This is a genomic window from Clostridium neonatale (assembly GCF_001458595.1).
Classification (GTDB): domain Bacteria; phylum Bacillota; class Clostridia; order Clostridiales; family Clostridiaceae; genus Clostridium; species Clostridium neonatale.
In genome coordinates, this window is the sequence record NZ_LN890328.1 from 2447152 (window position 1) to 2463972 (window position 16821).

Genomic DNA, 16821 nt, shown 5'->3' on the forward strand with positions numbered 1-16821 from the left:
CCTACTTTCCTATTTCTAATGCTTTTGAAAACATTGACTTTAATGCATTAAAGGTATCTAAATTAGCTTCATACGATCTTGTTGACACCATCATATCAGCCATTTCATTTAATACATTTACATTCGGCATAGTTACATATCCGGTTTCAGGATCTGCATCTGGATGAGTTGGATCATATACCTTTCTAAGGGGAGACTCATCCTTTTGAATCTTTACAGCCTTTACTCCTGCCATATTTCCACTAGCATCTAGTGCCTCTTGAAACACTGCCACTTTTCTAACGTATGCTCCACTTCCATCAGCACTTCTTGTAGTCTGAGCATTTGCCATATTAGAAGTTATAGTATCCATTCTTAATCTCTCTGCTGCGAGTCCCGTAGCACTTATCTGCATTGAACTAAATGCATTCATTTCTTCAACCCCTTTACTTTATAACAGACTTAAGTTCATTAATTTTCCCACTTATTCTAGTAATAAGTGCATTATACTTTAGAGTGTTTGCTGCCTGATTGACTTTTTCTATATCAAGATCAACATTATTTCCATCGTTCCTCATACTTGTCCCTTTTTCTTGTTCTATGGATATGTTACCATCAATACTATTATCTCCAGATATATGTTTAGAATTTGTTTTCTTCAACTCAAAGCTCGAATTATCTTTTTCTAAATTTTCTTCAAATACTACTGCAAATTTTTTGTAATCTTTTGTATTGATATTGGCCATATTGTTAGCTATTACCTTCGCTCTCATATTCGATGCTTTTAACCCTTCTTTTAGCAAATTATAGTTTTCGTCTGAACCAATAGACATTATTCCCATTTCTTCACTTCCCTTTTCTATTTTAAATATATTAAAAAATAACATAAAATTCTGTTATAATCAATTAAATATTATTTATATTGTATTTTCAATACAAAAATACAATATTATCTATATTAATTATAAAATAAACATAACAATTAATCTATATATTTTTCACAGAAATATATTTATCATTAAGTATGTATCATAATAATTTCTTTTGTTGCCTTTAAAATTTTTTAATTGCTTTTTTCCATTTAAAAACAAGCAAAATAAAACTGCTATTTTTATACTAACTTTAAAATAGCAGCTTGCATCATATTTCAAAAGTAAATACTTTCTTAGCAACTGGCTGACTTAGTATTAAACCGTAGTCCCTATAGCTTTGCGTCACAAAATTTCTCTTGCTTTGCTATTAATATTTTATTATATATATAATACTATTTTTTTACAATCTTTTCAAGTAAAATTTGTATTTATTTATATTTAATGTTAAAAGTTGTTCTTAAATTAATTATAAAACATTATTTTAAGAACAACTTAAATATATAATCTATCTTACATTTGCTAAAATATTCAATGCATCCTGTGGTAATTTATTGCTTTGAGCCATTAACCCTATTCCTGAGTCAATCAATATCTTATTTTTTGTTATTTCCATAACTTCCTTTGCAATATCAGCATCTGCCAGACTACTTTGTGCACTTGTTAATACATCGCTTATTTCACTCATGCTATCATTAGTATCATCTAGTCTTGATTGAATAGCTCCATATCTGCTTCTTATATCTGTAAGACATACCACTGCATCATCAACTTTTTCAAGTGCTGCCTGTGCTCCAGCTATTGATGTAACATCTATATCATCTATTTTTAAAGCAGCTGTTGATACATTAAAACGAGGAATATCAATAATTTCTCCAGATAATGTTCCAATTGTTGTTTTCATAAATCTAGTAGTGTTGGCATTATCAGTTACTAAATTATCTGATAATTTAACACCATTAAATTCTGTATTATTAGCTAACTCATTTAATGATGACTTTATCTCTTCAATTTCTTTTTGAATTACTGCTCTATCCTCATCATTAATAGTTTCCGTAGCAGCTTGAACTGTTAATTGCTTTAATCTTGATACATTATTATTCATTTCCTGAATAGCTCCATCAAAGGTTTGGAGCATAGAACTTGTATCTTGTATATTAGAACTTGCTGCATTTCTTCCAATAACAGTCATTCTAAGTGTTTCTGCTTGGGCAATCTTATTAGGATTATCTTTTGCACTATTTATTTTATATCCTGTACTTACATTATTCATTGCTTTAGAATAATTATCTACATTTCTTGAATATGTTTTAAATATTCCAAGTGAATACATATTATGATTTAATCTCATATAATAAACCTCCAAAGTAATTTTTCATTTATATTTCGCTTTAATTACTTTATTTATCGGAGATTTAATTATAATCTTTAATGTATTCACAATTTTAATTTATAGATATCAACTTCATGTAGTTATAATATTTACTTCATCCCATTGTAAATGTTACAAAATCATCATCTTTAACATTAAAACCATCATCTTCATATTCATCACACGAAAATTTAATTAAGCTATTATCTTTTTTCAGACTTTTTGTTTTTAAATTACTATTTGAAGATTTTTTTGCTTGTCCTCTTCCTCGCTTATTTTTTAAATCTACTTTATCAGGTTTATCTTTTATTTCTTTACTAATAGTTAACTCTTTTTCATTATTGGGCTTAAAACCATTATTAATTTCGTCTTTCAATTCAAAAATATTCTTTTCATTAATAGCATTACTTTTTGAATGTATAGGATTTTCTTTTAAAATATTATTTTCATCTTGTGGTAAATTTTCTTCTACTAAATTTTTGTTGTTATCACCACACTTATTTTTCTCTTCTTCTGAAATATGTTCTAACATTTCTTTACTTCTTTTGTTCAAACTTTTATTTTCATATATTGATTTACCAATTAATACTTTTGTACTATTTTTAGATACTATTTTTTTGCTACTATTATTTTCTTTTATAACTTCTTTTTCATTAAAGTTTATTTTATCATTATCATGATTACTTTTTTCACAACCATCTTCATTACATTTCTTCTTAATATTCTGATGCTTTGCCCAATTTTTCACTTTAAACACCATTTTATCTGTTAACTCAAGTATTTCTAAGCCAGTTAAAGCATTTACTGCTAATTGTATATCTTGAACATTTCTATTAAATTCTATTGATAATGTCTCTATTGTATATGGAATATTTTTTGTTATATATAAATTTCCACCTTTGTCAACCTTTCCAGCTAAAACTATAAATCTTGCTAAACAATAATGAATAAGGTCTCTTCCCTCCATAGTATCAATTATCTTTAATTTTATATCATCATACATTCCTACATTAAATTTTACACATTTTAATTCTTTCATAATAAAAACCACCTCTCAAAAAATCTCTTCTATATAAGATATATGGTTGAGATTTTAATCAATGAGGTGATTTTTTTGAATTATAATAAATTTGTAATATTTATATGTAGCTTTTCATCTCTAATTTTAATAATATCTGTAATATTAACAAATTTAACTTTACTAAATATAACATCAGCTTTTAAACATTCTTTACTGTATATTATTTACTCTTTGTTTGCTTCAAAATTAACAAAAATATATTATATAATTACTTTTATATCGCTTAATTTTCTAATTGTAAATTCTGCTTCATATTCTATATTAACTTTCTCATATACATGGTCACCATTTTCATGAATTATCCTTATAGTTTTCATACCTAGTTGTTTGGCTCCAATAAAATCTTTCTTAGGATTATCCCCTATATAAACGCACTCCTTTGGTTTCACATTAAAATAATCTATGATTTCTTTGTACGATTTTTCATGTGGCTTACTATATCCATGTTCATAATCATCTGTTACTATAATTTTATCGATTATTTCCTCTAAGTTTAAAGCTTTAATTTTATTCCATTGGACTTTTGAACATCCATCTGTTATAAGACCTAACTTTAGATTATTTTCTTTAGCAAAATTAAAAATTTCTTTGGTTTCTTTATATAATTCTAAGTTTGGCTTAGTATCTCTATATATTTCAACTAACTTTTTAATATCTTCTTTGAATCCATAATCATCACAAAGTATATTAAAAATTTTTCCTCTTCCATATTCATCTAATATTTCAATACATCTTTTATAAATTTTATCATAATCTTTCTTATATTTAGACGATAAATATTTACAAACATCTTTAAAAGCCTCTAAAACATAAGTTTTTTCATAGTAAAGTGTATCATCTAAATCAAAAATTAAACATTTAATCATAGCCTATCCCCATATAAACATTCTTCTAACAAAACATTCTCTCTATATTTTCTGCTAATTTTTCAGCTCCATATAAATTAACAATATCATTGGAATAATTTTTTATTTCCTGCCTAACCATATTATCATTAATTAATAGCTGAAGAAGCCCTAGAATTTTATTACATTCTAATTGTTCTATGTCAATAATATCTAAAATCATTTTTTCTTTTTTCATCAATTCTGCAACACTTCTTTGATTATCTGCAATTATAATTCCTATAGCCGGAACATGCATTGCACACAATTCATATATTGTAGACCCACATGCTGAAATGGCAATATCACATTTTCTCATAAGCTCTGACATATTGGCGTTTTCATATTGATATATGTTCTCATATTCCTTAGAAAAGTTATAAACTTGTCTTTTTACATTATCATCAAAAGCATTTCCTAAAACAACATGAATCTTTTGCTTTAAACCTTTAATGTTGTTTAAAACTTTCATAGTATTATTATTATCATCCATTCCACCTAAAGTTAAAAGAATATCCTCAACAGAATCTTTTTCTTGCTTTTCATTACATGCAATTTTAAATTCTTCTCTAAGCATGCAATACTGAGGTCCTAAAAACATCCTTGTATTTTCTTTAGTTGTTTTTGAATAATCAAGGTATTTTGCATTAATATTTTGATTTATTATAAAATCCACATTCATATAACATTTATTAATATCATCCACATAACCAGTCAACTTAAAATGAGATTTTAAACTGTTAAAATAGTCTTCATTCACTTCATAGCTGTCTGTTATAATAATATCTGCCTTATATTCCCGCTGTAATACTAAAATATCATTTATAACATTCTCATCTTCTATTTTTAGAACTTCAAACTCATTTTCTTCTATTATATTTATCCCTGCTTCATACTTTCTATCTATATCATTTCTACATATAAAAATAACTTGATTTTTTTTTCTTAATTTGTAGGCAAGAACAAGCATCCTCATCACATGTCCCATTCCAATAGATTTTCCGCCATCTGCTCTAATAAAAATTTTCATAAATATTTACTATGTCTCCCTAAATTTTATTTCCTAAATCTATTAAAAATCCACCAATAACGACTTTATTGCCTGTACTTTTAGGATTTTTTTCTTTGTCTATAACCATAGTTAGAGTGTGATCAGTATTATCCAAATTGTTTAAATTTATCGTTGTATCAAAGTAACCATCAGACTCCATAAATAAATCAATGTAAAATCCATATTTTTCATCTAACTAACATACTAATCTGCCACTATCTCGACTTAATAAATTTATCATAGCTAGATGTTTTCCTTTAAATTTAAATATAACAGCATTATCAATCTTTCTCCACACTGTATCTTGAACATCAATAACTGGAATATTATAAAAATATGCAACTTTTTTATGTATTGTTGTGCACGCATCACACATTCCTGTAGGCATATCTATAACTATTATTTTATTTGTATATTTTGCCCCCTCTCTTATTAATCCTTCAAAATATATACTTGAATACATGGATGAATATATTCTATCATTTACTGCAAATTCAATAAATATAATATCTGGTTTAAAGTTACCTAAATCCCTTTTTAATCTAAAAAGAGCAAAATTAGATACTGTTCCTCCAGCACCTAAATTCAAAAAATTCAATTCTTCATATTTATCTTTTAAATATTGTTCCAATTTATATACATATGAATTTTCATAACTGCTTGCTCCCGCACCTTCTGTTATTGAACCACCTATTATTGCTATATTCATCTTTTTTCTCCTAACTTCTTAATCAACCAACTTCCAAGACATAGGTGTTCCTTTCTCAATATTCACCCTTGCTCTCTTACCTAATATATCTTTAATATATTTTGTCTCAAGTCCAAATCCCGGTCTTATACTTTTAATATTTTTTTCTGTAAATACTTCACCTTCTTTTATATCTTGAACTATGAATAAGCTTCTTGAATGTTCTCTTGAATTAGTTTGTTTTTGTGATAAATCATAAGTAACTTTTCCAAGAGCCTTTTCAACAATTCTTATATTATCCACCATTTCTTTAAATTCTTCTGGCTCCATTGAAAATTTACTATCTGCTCCACCGTCACTGCGTCTAAGTGTCAGATGCTTTTCTATTATTTTAGCACCAATTGCAACTCCTCCTACTGATACTGCGTGTCCCATAGTATGATCAGATAGTCCTGCTATTACATCAAAAGTTTTTTTCATATTAGGTATAGTATTTAGATTTGCCTCTTCAACTGGTGCTGGATAAGAAGATGTGCATTTAAGTAATGCTACATCTTCATTGCCCATTCTTTTACATGCATCTAAAGCCTCCTGAATATCTCCCATTCTTGCAATACCAGTAGACATTATTATTGGCTTTCCTTTTGATGCTATATATTCAATAAATGGTATATCATTGATTTCAAATGAAGCTATTTTATAAGCTGGAACATTCATTTCTTCTAAAAAGTCTACTGCTGTAATGTCAAATGGTGAAGAAAAGAAAATTAAGCCTTCATCTTCTGCTAACTTCTTTAATTTATGCTGCCATTCCCATGGAGTATATGCAGTCTGATATAACTTATGTAAAGTTGTACCATCCCAAATTGTTCCTTGCTTTATTTGAAAATACTCATTATCGCAATCAATTGTTATTGTATCTGGAGTATATGTCTGAAGCTTTATGGCATCAGCGCCAGCCCATGCTGCTTTTTTTATGATTTCAACTGCTCTATCATAATCTTGAAGATGATTAGCTGACATTTCTGCTATAATAAATGTTTTTTCATTTTCTCCTAATTTGAAATTTCCTATATTAAATGATTTGTTCATAAGTCACCTCATACTATTTTATTCTATTTCATTATCGTTATTCTAATATCTTTCTTTAAAAATAACCAGTTCTTTAAATCTTTTTTAATGATAAAAGTCAGAGAAATTTCCCTGACTTAATATATAATCACTATTTTTCTATAATATTTTTTACTCTTTCGAAATCTTCTGGCATATCGATACTTAAGTTTATATCTCTATTAAAAAAATATTTTCCTTCACCTTTTACATAACCAACTTTAAATTCATCTTGGTGATTATATATATAATATGTAACATGTTCTCTAAACATTTGGTAATCTTCTTTATTAATATTTTCTTCATTACATACTAAATTATAAACTTTATCTAAAGCCTTTTTTGAAAATACCTCTGTATCAAAGCCTCTTTGAAATGTTGCTGGAACATCTAGTCTTACATAATCATAATCATACATCAAAAACTTAGTGATTACATTATCAACAATTATAGGATTTATGAGAGGACAATCTCCAGTTACTCTTATAATAACATCTCCTTTATATTTATCAGCAACCTGTTTATATCTCTCAAGTACATTATCTTCTGAACCTCTAAATACTTCAAATCCAATCTTTTTAGCATATTCTGCAAGCTCATCATTTATTTCTAGAGTTGATGTAGCTAATATTACTTCATCTACATATCTGCATTTTTTTAATGACTTTAATGTATAAGATATCATTGGCTGTCCATTTATTTCTTTCATAACTTTTCCTGGCAATCTTTCTGACCCCATTCTTGCTTGAACTACACATATAATCTTCATAACTTCATCTCCTACATTTTATCAAAAAAATACTGCTTCATCATATCTAAGCATGGTTTTTTCTTCAAATTCATTTATATAATTAATTTCTTCCTCATTAAGAATTGTATTTAGTGCCATTCCATAATCAGCTCCAGCTTCAAAGCTTAATGGCACTCCTCCTCCAAATCTAGGATTTATCTCAAGAAGATAAATATTCTCATTTTTATCTTTAAAAAATTGTATTGTTAATGGACCAACTGCCCCTAATCCTTTTTTATCTTTTGCTTTATTCAAATGTTTAATTACTTCAATAGTATTATTTACTATATTATCATCATGTACTGTACTGCTTTTAACTACCTCTCCGGAACGTACTTCAATTCTCTTTCTTGGCACTACATAAATTGAATTTCCCTCAAAGTCTACAAGACAATCTACAGTATATTCATCACCTTCTATGCATTCTTGAATAATATTATTTTTTATATACTCCCTAAAAAATTTGAGTTCATTAATATTATTTATCCTAAATGTATTACTACTTCCCATTCCATCCACTGGCTTTATAAATAGAGGAAATTTAGTGACATCTTCTTTTTCTATTATCTCATTAATTTCACTATCATAATATACTTTAGGAAGTTTTATTTTAGATTTCACAAAATGCTCATAAGTTAGTTTCTTATCCTTGCAAATACTAATAACTTCTTCTCCACTTAATATAAGAAATGTTCCTTGTTCTTCAAATTTTTCTCTAGCACTATTTAAAACTTGAAATTCACCTTCATAAAGTGGAATTAATCCTTTAACATTTTCTTTCTTACATATGTTAAGTAAAACCTCTATATAATCCTTATCCTCTGCTCTTGGTATTCTATAAAATGTATCAACGAAATATCTTCCAGCATTTATCTCACCTGCATCAACTCCAATTATTTTAAATGTCTTTTGTAAATGTTCTATTAACTGTACCCTCTTACCTATTGATGTTACAATTATTGCCTTCTTTTCATCCATATTTACTCCCCTTTAAATAACTAATTCAGCATTTAATATAAAATAATTATTTTACTTTATCTATCACCTTATAGAATTCTATATGTTTTGCTCCTTCTATAAATGCACCATGACTGCAATTTATAAATTCTACATTATTATTATTTCTTATTAATGATTCTATTTTATTTTTAAATGTAATATATCCTTGTGTTGTTTTAACCAACCTTCCATCTACACCTTTTACATACTTGTTTTTCAAATTACTCCTATAAGAATCTTTAAAACCATAAGTCTTTTCAAAAGTATTTGTATGAGATTTTTCCCCAATAAAAGCAAGATCCTGACCCAATAATATTATTTTTTCTGCTTTACACTTAATTGCAATATCCATAGCAGCTACAGCTACAGTTCCACTTGTTCTTATAATAATATCATCCTCTAAATCATCATTAAATATATATTTTTGACCATTATGAATCTGTACAGCCCATCTTGACGCTTTTCCATCAAAACATAGTGGAATATTACTGCAATCAATCTCTTCAAACTGTTTTTTTACTATCTCTCTTGGATCAATTATGACAACACAGTCTGGTTTTATTCCATTATCGACTAATGTTCGTAATGCACTTCCTACAGCTAATATATGAAATTTTTTTTGATTAGCTTTTAAAAGATTTAAGTCATAATCTAAAGATGGTCCAGATGCTGTTATTACGTATATTTTATTAACATCATTCTTACTATTTATAAATTCTAATATATTTTTAGTATTTCTATGCTTATTTGCTTTTAAATTATCTTCTGCCTGTAAAATCATTTCTGGCTGACTTTCATGTTGTTGCTTAATTATATGAAAGTCATTTATTAAATTATATAATATTTCATTACTTTTATATATTGTTTCCAAAGATGGCTTATGTACAATTATATCATCCACATCATTTAAAACATCAGAAAATTTTTTGTAAAAAAATTTATTATCATAATCTATTATTTTAACATTATCATATTCGAAAACTTTAGGGTTTACCTTTTTACAATATGTAATTAATTGAGGATTCCCTTCAAAAACATATAGTATTGATCCTTCTAACAATAAATTATGTATAGACTCCACATGATATCCTAGCCCCAAACCATATAATACTACTACCTCTTTATTGATAAGTTCTTTATTTCCCTGTGCGAACTGCTCAGCTTCTTTCATAGGATTATATTTGCTATGAATATACCGATTGTTGTATTTTAAAGTTTCTACTCCACTTCTACTATTCTCTAATTCAAACATTTTCTTCCCCTTTGTGTTTATTTATACTTATTTATCGCTAAATTAATCCTATTCTTTAAAATTTAGTTTTTAATTTAATCCTGTCATTTATCTTATACTTCTATTTTATAACAATAATTAATAATTTAAAGGAATCCTATATAAAATCGATAATCATAATGTAATCAATGTTTTAAGGAGAATGATATGATTAATTACAAAGAACTAAAACAAAAAAAGAATAGCATTGAATTTTTATTATCCAATGAAAATTTTGATAAAGCTGAAAGCGAACTTAACGAATACATAAATCTATATCCATATGATTTAGATGTATATAGTTTAAGATCTTATATTCTTTGCGCTCATGAAGAATATGATGAAGCTTTAAAACTATTGTTAAGCATTTATAAAAAAAATGAATATAATATAGAATTAAATTATAATATTTCTATTGTTCTATATTATAAAAATGAATATTTTTCTTCTATGAAATATCTTTTTAAATCTATATTACTAGATAAGGAAAAATCATTAAATTATGATTGGTTATATGACGAATTAATAAAATATATCTCTAAAGAAGATTTAGATAAAATAAAATATGAATTACGTTTATATTTTTCTAATATAACACGAAAATTTCCTGTTACATTAGATGCACATGGAAATAATAAAAGGATTAAGCAATTTTCATTGAACAATAAAAATTACTATTGTTCAATTTATGATTATTATTTAACTGAAAGAGATGGAATTGATATCGATAGTAATGCTGATTTAATGCCACTTAATAAATTTGAAGTTATGCCTTATTCAAAAACTAATTATTATGAACTTGAAAGTAATTGCACAACAATTCTTCCTCTTTTAGTACTTACAGATAATCAAAATATAGATCTGAAAATAGATAGTAATATATCCAATATTAATCATATGTTAAGTGAAAGATTTTATTATTATAGAGTTGAAGCCAATCAACATATTTCCATAAATTCTAATGACGATTTTATAATAGCAGATAATATCGAGCTTAAATTGAATAAAAAATTACCTTCTTTAATTTTGAATATTTTTGTAGATGGATTATCTCAAAAATATCTAGAAGAAAACGACTTTAAAAATTTAGCGCCAAATATATATAACTTCTTCAGTAAAGGTACTATTTGTAAAAATGCATATACAGCTGGAGAATGGACTTATACAAGTTTAGCTAGTGCCTTTACAGGAATGTATACCTCTAATCATAGAATATATCATCCTGATTACGATACTAGCAATTTATTTGATTACAAATTATTTTCAGAAAAATTTAGGGAATCAGGATATTTTTGTACTAAAATAGATGCCGATTACAGAAGTGATCCTACTCTAGGTTATATAAAAAGTTTTGATAGATATTTATATCAATTACCATCGCGTGGAATGTTTGCTGATGATGTATTAACAGAAACCATTGAACATATCCAAGCTTATAAGGATACTAACAACTTTATGTGGATTTGCTTTCCTGATTTACACGATGTTGCTGATATGGCCGCGACTAGAATGAGTACCCAAACAAATATAACAGCTTCAAATAATGTAATTGATAGAAGTAATATTTCAACAACAGTACGTCAAAAATATGATCCTAATCTTATAGAACGTTATAAGTCACAAGTCAAAAGAATTGATAATTATTTAGGTTTATTGTTTGATTATGTAAAAAAGAACTATAGTGAAAATGATTATATAATTAGTTTAGTTTCTGATCATGGACAAGGCTTTTTAAGTGCAAGTGATGAATTTTTAGATGAAACAAGGACTAATATTTCGATGATGTTTAGAGGAAAAAATATTCCTTGTGGTGAATGCACAGAATTAATTTCTATATTGGATTTTTTTCCTATAATTAGTAATAAAATAGGTTTAAATATAGACAATTATAATGATAGTAATATCCCTAAGTATTTCGGCGGAAAAATTTCTAGAGATTATACATATACAGAATCATTACATCCAAATTTCCCTTACTTTGCAGCTATTAATGATAATGAATACAAATTTTTCTTCAGAACCACAAGTAATAATACAAATGATGCTAGAATTCATATTTCATCAAAAGATGACTTTACAATAAAACTTATTAATAAATTAAATAACAAAGATGAGACAACTCTTAAATTAGATTTAGTAGAAAAATATACAGATGTAGTTCTAGATCATATTAAAGAGTTTATTATAATATAGTATATAAAAATGAAAGAATACGTAGTACTACAACTACGTATTCTTTCATTTTTACAATTAATTCACCACTCTATTTCATCATTTAAAATTTGAGTAAATTTTTTTCCAGCTTCAAAAGTTAAATGAGATACATCATAAAACATACTATCATCAAATAATGCCGATTCAAAATAATCTATATATTGAAATTTATATTCTTTTCTTACTTCGTACATAATTTCAAGAAATTCATCCTTTATTCTATTTGAAAAATATTTACTATAATATTTAGATACAGGACAAACAACTACTATTGGTTTAATATTATTTTTATATAGTAAACTTAAATATTCCTTAAATATTTTCTTATTTTCCAGTACTGTTATTGGATAATTTTTATTACAATCTAATTCAGCCTGTCTCTTTCCTAATAAATCAAAATCCTCATTCTTCTGTGTTAATGGAATTATTCTACTATCAATAAGATAATTACCATCATCAGATTTCTTTAATATCTTATCTGCTATGATATTATTAATAAGTATTCTATCATAATCATAAGTATCCCATTGTATGTTATGACTTTTTTTTAATTTAGGATAATATAACTTTACATTATCTTTCATGGATGATAGCGATAAATCATATTGAAAAGTATAGTAACTAAGACCTATTATTGTATATTTAATATTTGTATTATAATTTTCAAATAAATATTTTGCAATATGATAATCATAATATAAATCCTGACTATCAAAAGCAAAATTAATCCCTCTATGCTTTAAGATATCTCCATTTATTCCACTCACAAAATAAGATATTCCAGTTACTAATGCCTCATAATTATTTATATCATTTTCAAATAAGTTCATTTTATATTCAAAGTAGTTATGTTTATTGTTAATAAAATTTATATATTCTAGTATTTTTTCTTGAGATACTTTGTAATTAATTAATTGTGTAAATATATCATTATTAAATTGGCTAGCTATAACAATATAATCATATTCAATGTTTCTAATTTCACTTGGATTACAAACTAATTTATTATTAAATTTTTTTCCCCACATTGATCTATTATTATCTAAATAACATAAGATATTAATATTTTCATTTAAACTTCTACTTAATTTTTCACTTGCACTGCCACACCCAAAAATTACAATATCATATATTTTAATCACCTTCTAACTATACAAGGTTAGTATTTTCCTTAATTCTCTTTCAGTAATTTTAAAAGATTTTTTTCCACTGCATATAGATTCTAAATTATATTTAGCATCTATATATTCAGGTCTAATCTCTAATGCTTTTTTGAAATACCTTTCAGCTGATTTTTTATTTTTTAAGATAATGCAGCATCCTAAATTATTATATGCCTCTGCTAATTCACTATCCATTCTTATTGCTTCTGTATAATTTTGTATTGATATATCAATATCATTTAACATATAATTGCATAATCCTAAATAGAAGCAAATTAAAGCATTGTCTTTTTTATAAATATTTCGATCTAAAAGCTGCTTTGCTTTTTCATACTCTTTAATTTTTATATATATTTTTGAAAGTAGTAGTTTCTTTTCATACTCACTAAAAGTTGCTTCATTTACTATATTTACTATAGTATCTATTCCTAAATCTCTTATTATTTTAATTTCCTCATTCACTGTGGCATTATGCTTATTAGATAAGTTATTGCCATGACGTCTATATATATATAATGGCTCTTCTAAATATTTAAAGTTATATTTAAGTGCTAATTTAATTACATACTCATAATCTACAGTATATATTAATTCTTCACTCCATTTTATATTTTTTATACATTTTCTTCTCATCATCATACAAATTGGACCTTGAATTACTTGTCTATAAATTATATTTGCTAATAAATCTTCTCTCTTCTCATATACTCCTTCGCTTTTTAATATATTTAAATAATTTAGATTTTCGTCTACCACTTTTAAATCATTATAAACTACATCTATATTATCATTTTCTAATAAGATCTTTAATTGTTTTTCTATTTTATCTGGTGCATATAAATCATCAGCATCTAAAAACGCTAAATATTCTCCTGTTGATGCTTCGATTCCTAAATTCCTTGCTGAACCTTCACCTTTATTCTCTTGATATATATATACTACACCTTCAAACTTTTCAACAATTTTTCTAGTATTATCAGTAGATCCATCATCAGCTACTACTAACTCTATATCTTTATATGTTTGATTAAGAACACTTTCTATAGCTTCTTCAATATATTTTTCTCCATTATAAACTACTATTATTACACTTACCAAAGTAAACTTCCTCCTAAATTCTCTTTAAATTAAGGACCAAATATTGGATGAATTCTCCACTTCTTTCTTCTGTGAAATACCACTTTATATCATATCCTTTTTCAAAAGCAATTTCCTTATATGTTTCTACCATTTTCTCAATAGTTATATTCTTTGGTGAATTTGTCCTATAAAATAGTTTTCTCGCTAACAAATGTTCATTACTACAAAGATAATCGAATTCTTTACCCCTATCCTCCAGACTTGGAATTATATCCAATACCAAAATACATTCATCTTTCATTATCTGAAATGACTCCATAAACATATCAAAATGTTCACAATGTTCTCCAAATACGCTCATAGGATTATCAATTAAAATCATATTAAATTTCTTCATTGTTTGAGTTATTTCTTTAAACGAATCTGTTATTTTTATTGTTGCTCTTGGTAGGTTTTTTCTCAATTGTTCTTCAAAAGACCTTTCAATTTCCCAAACTTCTAATTGTTTAACTTTATCTTTATAGAAACGTTCCATTCCATTTCCACTACCACCAAAGGTTTGTAATGCATTAACCTTTTTTAAATCAATACCTTTTTTTTCAATCTTACTAAATACAATTTCAATACTTGAAGGATATACTTCATAATTAAATATATTCATTTCCTTAAGTTGTTCTTTTATTTCTTTATCATATTGACTAGCAATTATTATCTTATCACTAAATTTATGTAGTGTATTAGGATTAATTACTTGTATTCCTTCAATTTTATTTTCCCATTTAGTATGATCATTATCTGCAAAGGCTATTATATTATATTTTTCTTTTAACTTATTTAATGCATAGATTCCTCTTGTTGAAGCTCCAAATATAATAACTTTCTCCATAACAAAGTATCACCTCTCATTTTTAATATATTATTTCTTGTAATATACTTCATTAAAAATTTCAACTAATTTTTTAGTTAATTCTTTTCTTTCATATTTTTCAATATTTTTAGCACCAACTTCTATTTTATTTCCTTTAAGCCAGCTATTATAATAATTAAGTATTATTTTTTCTATTGTTTCAATATCATTATATTCAGCATTTATACCACACTCTGTTTCATCTAATAACTTGTCAACTAAGCTTCCTTTAGGTGAAATAGATAACACTGGTTTTCTTAAGCGCAGGTATTCAAATACCTTTCCAGTATATACTTGTTTTGAGCTTTCTTCCTCTCCACAAATTAATAATAATATATCTGCATTGTTAGATTTTATTAATGACTCTTCATGAGACAGATATCCATTTATTTTTATAAAATCTGAATATTTCCCCATTATTTCTTTAAATTTATTTATTATATTGCAGTCATTATTTCCATTTAAAATAATTTCTATTTTCTTCTCATCTATAATCTCATTTTCTACTAATTTTTTAATTACTCTAGCAACAGTATATGGATTTCTTTTTAAGTAAAAAGATCCATTATGAATCATTGTAAATTTATTATTTTCTTTTTTAGATTTTATATTTTTAAAATCTTCTTCATCATAGCCATTAGTAATTGTTATCACTTTATTTTTTTCAATTTTATATGTACTAATATAGTTTTCTGTTATAACTGGTGTTACCGTAATTAATCTATCACAATTAAATACTACATTTTTTTCCATGTTTTTTTCAAGTTTATATCTTAATGAATCTTTATCATAATCAATATATGGATTGTCAACCCATTGATCTCTAAAATCAGCAATCCATGGTATACTATATTCTTTCTTTATATACTCCCCGATTATATGTGCAGAATATGGTGATGAAGTAGTATATACAACATCTATTTCAGTAAAATCAATTTTATCATTTATTTCTTTAATAACATTATTTGCCCATATAACATTTCCATCTGGTAATAAAACCATATCCCTTAATTCACTAATTTTTTTTTCTATTTCTTCTTCATATAATTTTTTTAAACTTTCATCAGAAATAGAGTTTATAGATGCTTCTACATAACCTTTTATTTGTCTTTTCATTACATCTGTAACATCTTTTAATACTATATCATCTACTCGTATTATCTTTATACCTTTAGGAAGTTCATCTTCTAATGATTTATCTAATATAGAAAACTTAGTTTCCCCAACAGTAACTACTATAGGATCCCAGTCAAAATCCCTTAAATATTTAACAAATTTTAATGTTCTTTGAACTCCAGACCATCCTAGTGGTGGGAAATAGTATGCTATTATTAATACCTTTTTCATAAATTTATACTTCCTTA

17 protein-coding genes and 1 riboswitch are annotated in these 16821 nt (G+C 25.8%); of the genes, 1 reads left to right on the forward strand and 16 read right to left on the reverse strand.

Annotated features, from left to right (window positions below):
• Window position 1: 1 nt before the first annotated feature.
• The 12 genes from flgC to BN2920_RS18015 all read right to left on the reverse strand — a co-directional run bounded on the left by flgC (window position 2) and on the right by BN2920_RS18015 (window position 10075).
• Window positions 2-412 carry a flagellar basal body rod protein FlgC gene (gene flgC, locus BN2920_RS17965; protein ID WP_058296345.1) on the reverse strand — a complete coding sequence of 137 codons (411 nt, stop codon included), beginning with the start codon at window positions 410-412 and terminating at the stop codon, window positions 2-4.
• Between the two features lie 13 nt (window positions 413-425).
• Window positions 426-821: a flagellar basal body rod protein FlgB gene (flgB, locus tag BN2920_RS17970; protein ID WP_058296949.1), complete on the reverse strand. Its 396-nt coding sequence runs from the start codon at window positions 819-821 to the stop codon at window positions 426-428.
• Window positions 822-1143: 322 nt separating this feature from the next.
• Window positions 1144-1227: riboswitch (cyclic di-GMP riboswitch) on the reverse strand.
• Between the two features lie 129 nt (window positions 1228-1356).
• Window positions 1357-2199 (reverse strand): flagellin, encoded by an 843-nt coding sequence (locus tag BN2920_RS17975; RefSeq protein WP_058296346.1) that lies wholly within the window; start codon window positions 2197-2199, stop codon window positions 1357-1359.
• A 136-nt stretch (window positions 2200-2335) separates the two neighbouring features.
• Window positions 2336-3259, reverse strand: coding sequence for a phage replisome organizer N-terminal domain-containing protein (locus tag BN2920_RS17980; RefSeq protein WP_058296347.1), 924 nt, complete (start codon window positions 3257-3259; stop codon window positions 2336-2338).
• Window positions 3260-3501: 242 nt separating this feature from the next.
• The gene (locus tag BN2920_RS17985) at window positions 3502-4167 is read right to left on the reverse strand and encodes an HAD family hydrolase (RefSeq protein WP_058296348.1); all 666 of its coding nucleotides are present in this window, start codon (window positions 4165-4167) and stop codon (window positions 3502-3504) included.
• Window positions 4168-4192: 25 nt separating this feature from the next.
• A complete protein-coding gene (gene pseG, locus BN2920_RS17990) occupies window positions 4193-5215 on the reverse strand; it encodes a UDP-2,4-diacetamido-2,4,6-trideoxy-beta-L-altropyranose hydrolase (RefSeq protein ID WP_058296349.1) in 1023 nt (340 codons plus the stop codon).
• A gap of 19 nt (window positions 5216-5234) precedes the next feature.
• A complete protein-coding gene (locus BN2920_RS22185) occupies window positions 5235-5396 on the reverse strand; it encodes a hypothetical protein (RefSeq protein ID WP_242868413.1) in 162 nt (53 codons plus the stop codon).
• Between the two features lie 36 nt (window positions 5397-5432).
• Window positions 5433-5945: an SGNH/GDSL hydrolase family protein gene (locus BN2920_RS17995; RefSeq protein WP_058296350.1), complete on the reverse strand. Its 513-nt coding sequence runs from the start codon at window positions 5943-5945 to the stop codon at window positions 5433-5435.
• Window positions 5946-5963: 18 nt separating this feature from the next.
• Entirely contained in the window at window positions 5964-7016 is a 1053-nt protein-coding gene (pseI, locus tag BN2920_RS18000) for a pseudaminic acid synthase (protein ID WP_058296351.1), read from the reverse strand.
• Window positions 7017-7146: 130 nt separating this feature from the next.
• Window positions 7147-7803 (reverse strand): cytidylyltransferase domain-containing protein, encoded by a 657-nt coding sequence (locus BN2920_RS18005; protein ID WP_058296352.1) that lies wholly within the window; start codon window positions 7801-7803, stop codon window positions 7147-7149.
• A gap of 21 nt (window positions 7804-7824) precedes the next feature.
• Window positions 7825-8802, reverse strand: a complete 978-nt coding sequence (locus tag BN2920_RS18010) for an ATP-grasp domain-containing protein (protein WP_058296353.1) — start codon at window positions 8800-8802, stop codon at window positions 7825-7827.
• A 46-nt stretch (window positions 8803-8848) separates the two neighbouring features.
• Complete coding sequence (locus BN2920_RS18015) at window positions 8849-10075, reverse strand: motility associated factor glycosyltransferase family protein (protein WP_058296354.1); 1227 nt, start codon at window positions 10073-10075, stop codon at window positions 8849-8851.
• Window positions 10076-10261: 186 nt separating this feature from the next.
• Between BN2920_RS18015 and BN2920_RS18020 the strand changes: the two genes are divergently transcribed.
• Window positions 10262-12286: an alkaline phosphatase family protein gene (locus tag BN2920_RS18020; protein WP_242868416.1), complete on the forward strand. Its 2025-nt coding sequence runs from the start codon at window positions 10262-10264 to the stop codon at window positions 12284-12286.
• Between the two features lie 62 nt (window positions 12287-12348).
• Here BN2920_RS18020 and BN2920_RS18025 read toward each other — a convergent pair whose 3' ends face one another.
• Genes BN2920_RS18025 through BN2920_RS18040 form a run of 4 tightly spaced genes read right to left on the reverse strand, consistent with a single transcriptional unit; the run spans window position 12349 to window position 16804 of the window.
• Window positions 12349-13449, reverse strand: coding sequence for a chemotaxis protein (locus tag BN2920_RS18025; RefSeq protein ID WP_242868420.1), 1101 nt, complete (start codon window positions 13447-13449; stop codon window positions 12349-12351).
• 3 nt (window positions 13450-13452) lie between these two features.
• Window positions 13453-14568, reverse strand: coding sequence for a glycosyltransferase (locus tag BN2920_RS18030; RefSeq protein WP_058296355.1), 1116 nt, complete (start codon window positions 14566-14568; stop codon window positions 13453-13455).
• Between the two features lie 13 nt (window positions 14569-14581).
• Window positions 14582-15436 (reverse strand): nucleoside-diphosphate sugar epimerase/dehydratase, encoded by an 855-nt coding sequence (locus tag BN2920_RS18035; RefSeq protein ID WP_058296356.1) that lies wholly within the window; start codon window positions 15434-15436, stop codon window positions 14582-14584.
• A gap of 30 nt (window positions 15437-15466) precedes the next feature.
• Window positions 15467-16804, reverse strand: a complete 1338-nt coding sequence (locus BN2920_RS18040; protein WP_058296357.1) for a glycosyltransferase — start codon at window positions 16802-16804, stop codon at window positions 15467-15469.
• Between the last annotated feature and the right edge of the window lie 17 nt (window positions 16805-16821).

What these genes read in the sequence shown, in the direction of transcription:
- flgC (WP_058296345.1), bottom strand. Translation starts at nt 412, where the DNA reads ATGAATGCATTTAGTTCAATGCAGATAAGTGCTACGGGACTCGCAGCA.
- flgB (WP_058296949.1), bottom strand. Translation starts at nt 821, where the DNA reads ATGGGAATAATGTCTATTGGTTCAGACGAAAACTATAATTTGCTAAAA.
- BN2920_RS17975 (WP_058296346.1), bottom strand. Translation starts at nt 2,199, where the DNA reads ATGAGATTAAATCATAATATGTATTCACTTGGAATATTTAAAACATAT.
- BN2920_RS17980 (WP_058296347.1), bottom strand. Translation starts at nt 3,259, where the DNA reads ATGAAAGAATTAAAATGTGTAAAATTTAATGTAGGAATGTATGATGAT.
- BN2920_RS17985 (WP_058296348.1), bottom strand. Translation starts at nt 4,167, where the DNA reads ATGATTAAATGTTTAATTTTTGATTTAGATGATACACTTTACTATGAA.
- pseG (WP_058296349.1), bottom strand. Translation starts at nt 5,215, where the DNA reads ATGAAAATTTTTATTAGAGCAGATGGCGGAAAATCTATTGGAATGGGA.
- BN2920_RS22185 (WP_242868413.1), bottom strand. Translation starts at nt 5,396, where the DNA reads ATGGAGTCTGATGGTTACTTTGATACAACGATAAATTTAAACAATTTG.
- BN2920_RS17995 (WP_058296350.1), bottom strand. Translation starts at nt 5,945, where the DNA reads ATGAATATAGCAATAATAGGTGGTTCAATAACAGAAGGTGCGGGAGCA.
- pseI (WP_058296351.1), bottom strand. Translation starts at nt 7,016, where the DNA reads ATGAACAAATCATTTAATATAGGAAATTTCAAATTAGGAGAAAATGAA.
- BN2920_RS18005 (WP_058296352.1), bottom strand. Translation starts at nt 7,803, where the DNA reads ATGAAGATTATATGTGTAGTTCAAGCAAGAATGGGGTCAGAAAGATTG.
- BN2920_RS18010 (WP_058296353.1), bottom strand. Translation starts at nt 8,802, where the DNA reads ATGGATGAAAAGAAGGCAATAATTGTAACATCAATAGGTAAGAGGGTA.
- BN2920_RS18015 (WP_058296354.1), bottom strand. Translation starts at nt 10,075, where the DNA reads ATGTTTGAATTAGAGAATAGTAGAAGTGGAGTAGAAACTTTAAAATAC.
- BN2920_RS18020 (WP_242868416.1), top strand. Translation starts at nt 10,262, where the DNA reads ATGATTAATTACAAAGAACTAAAACAAAAAAAGAATAGCATTGAATTT.
- BN2920_RS18035 (WP_058296356.1), bottom strand. Translation starts at nt 15,436, where the DNA reads ATGGAGAAAGTTATTATATTTGGAGCTTCAACAAGAGGAATCTATGCA.
- BN2920_RS18040 (WP_058296357.1), bottom strand. Translation starts at nt 16,804, where the DNA reads ATGAAAAAGGTATTAATAATAGCATACTATTTCCCACCACTAGGATGG.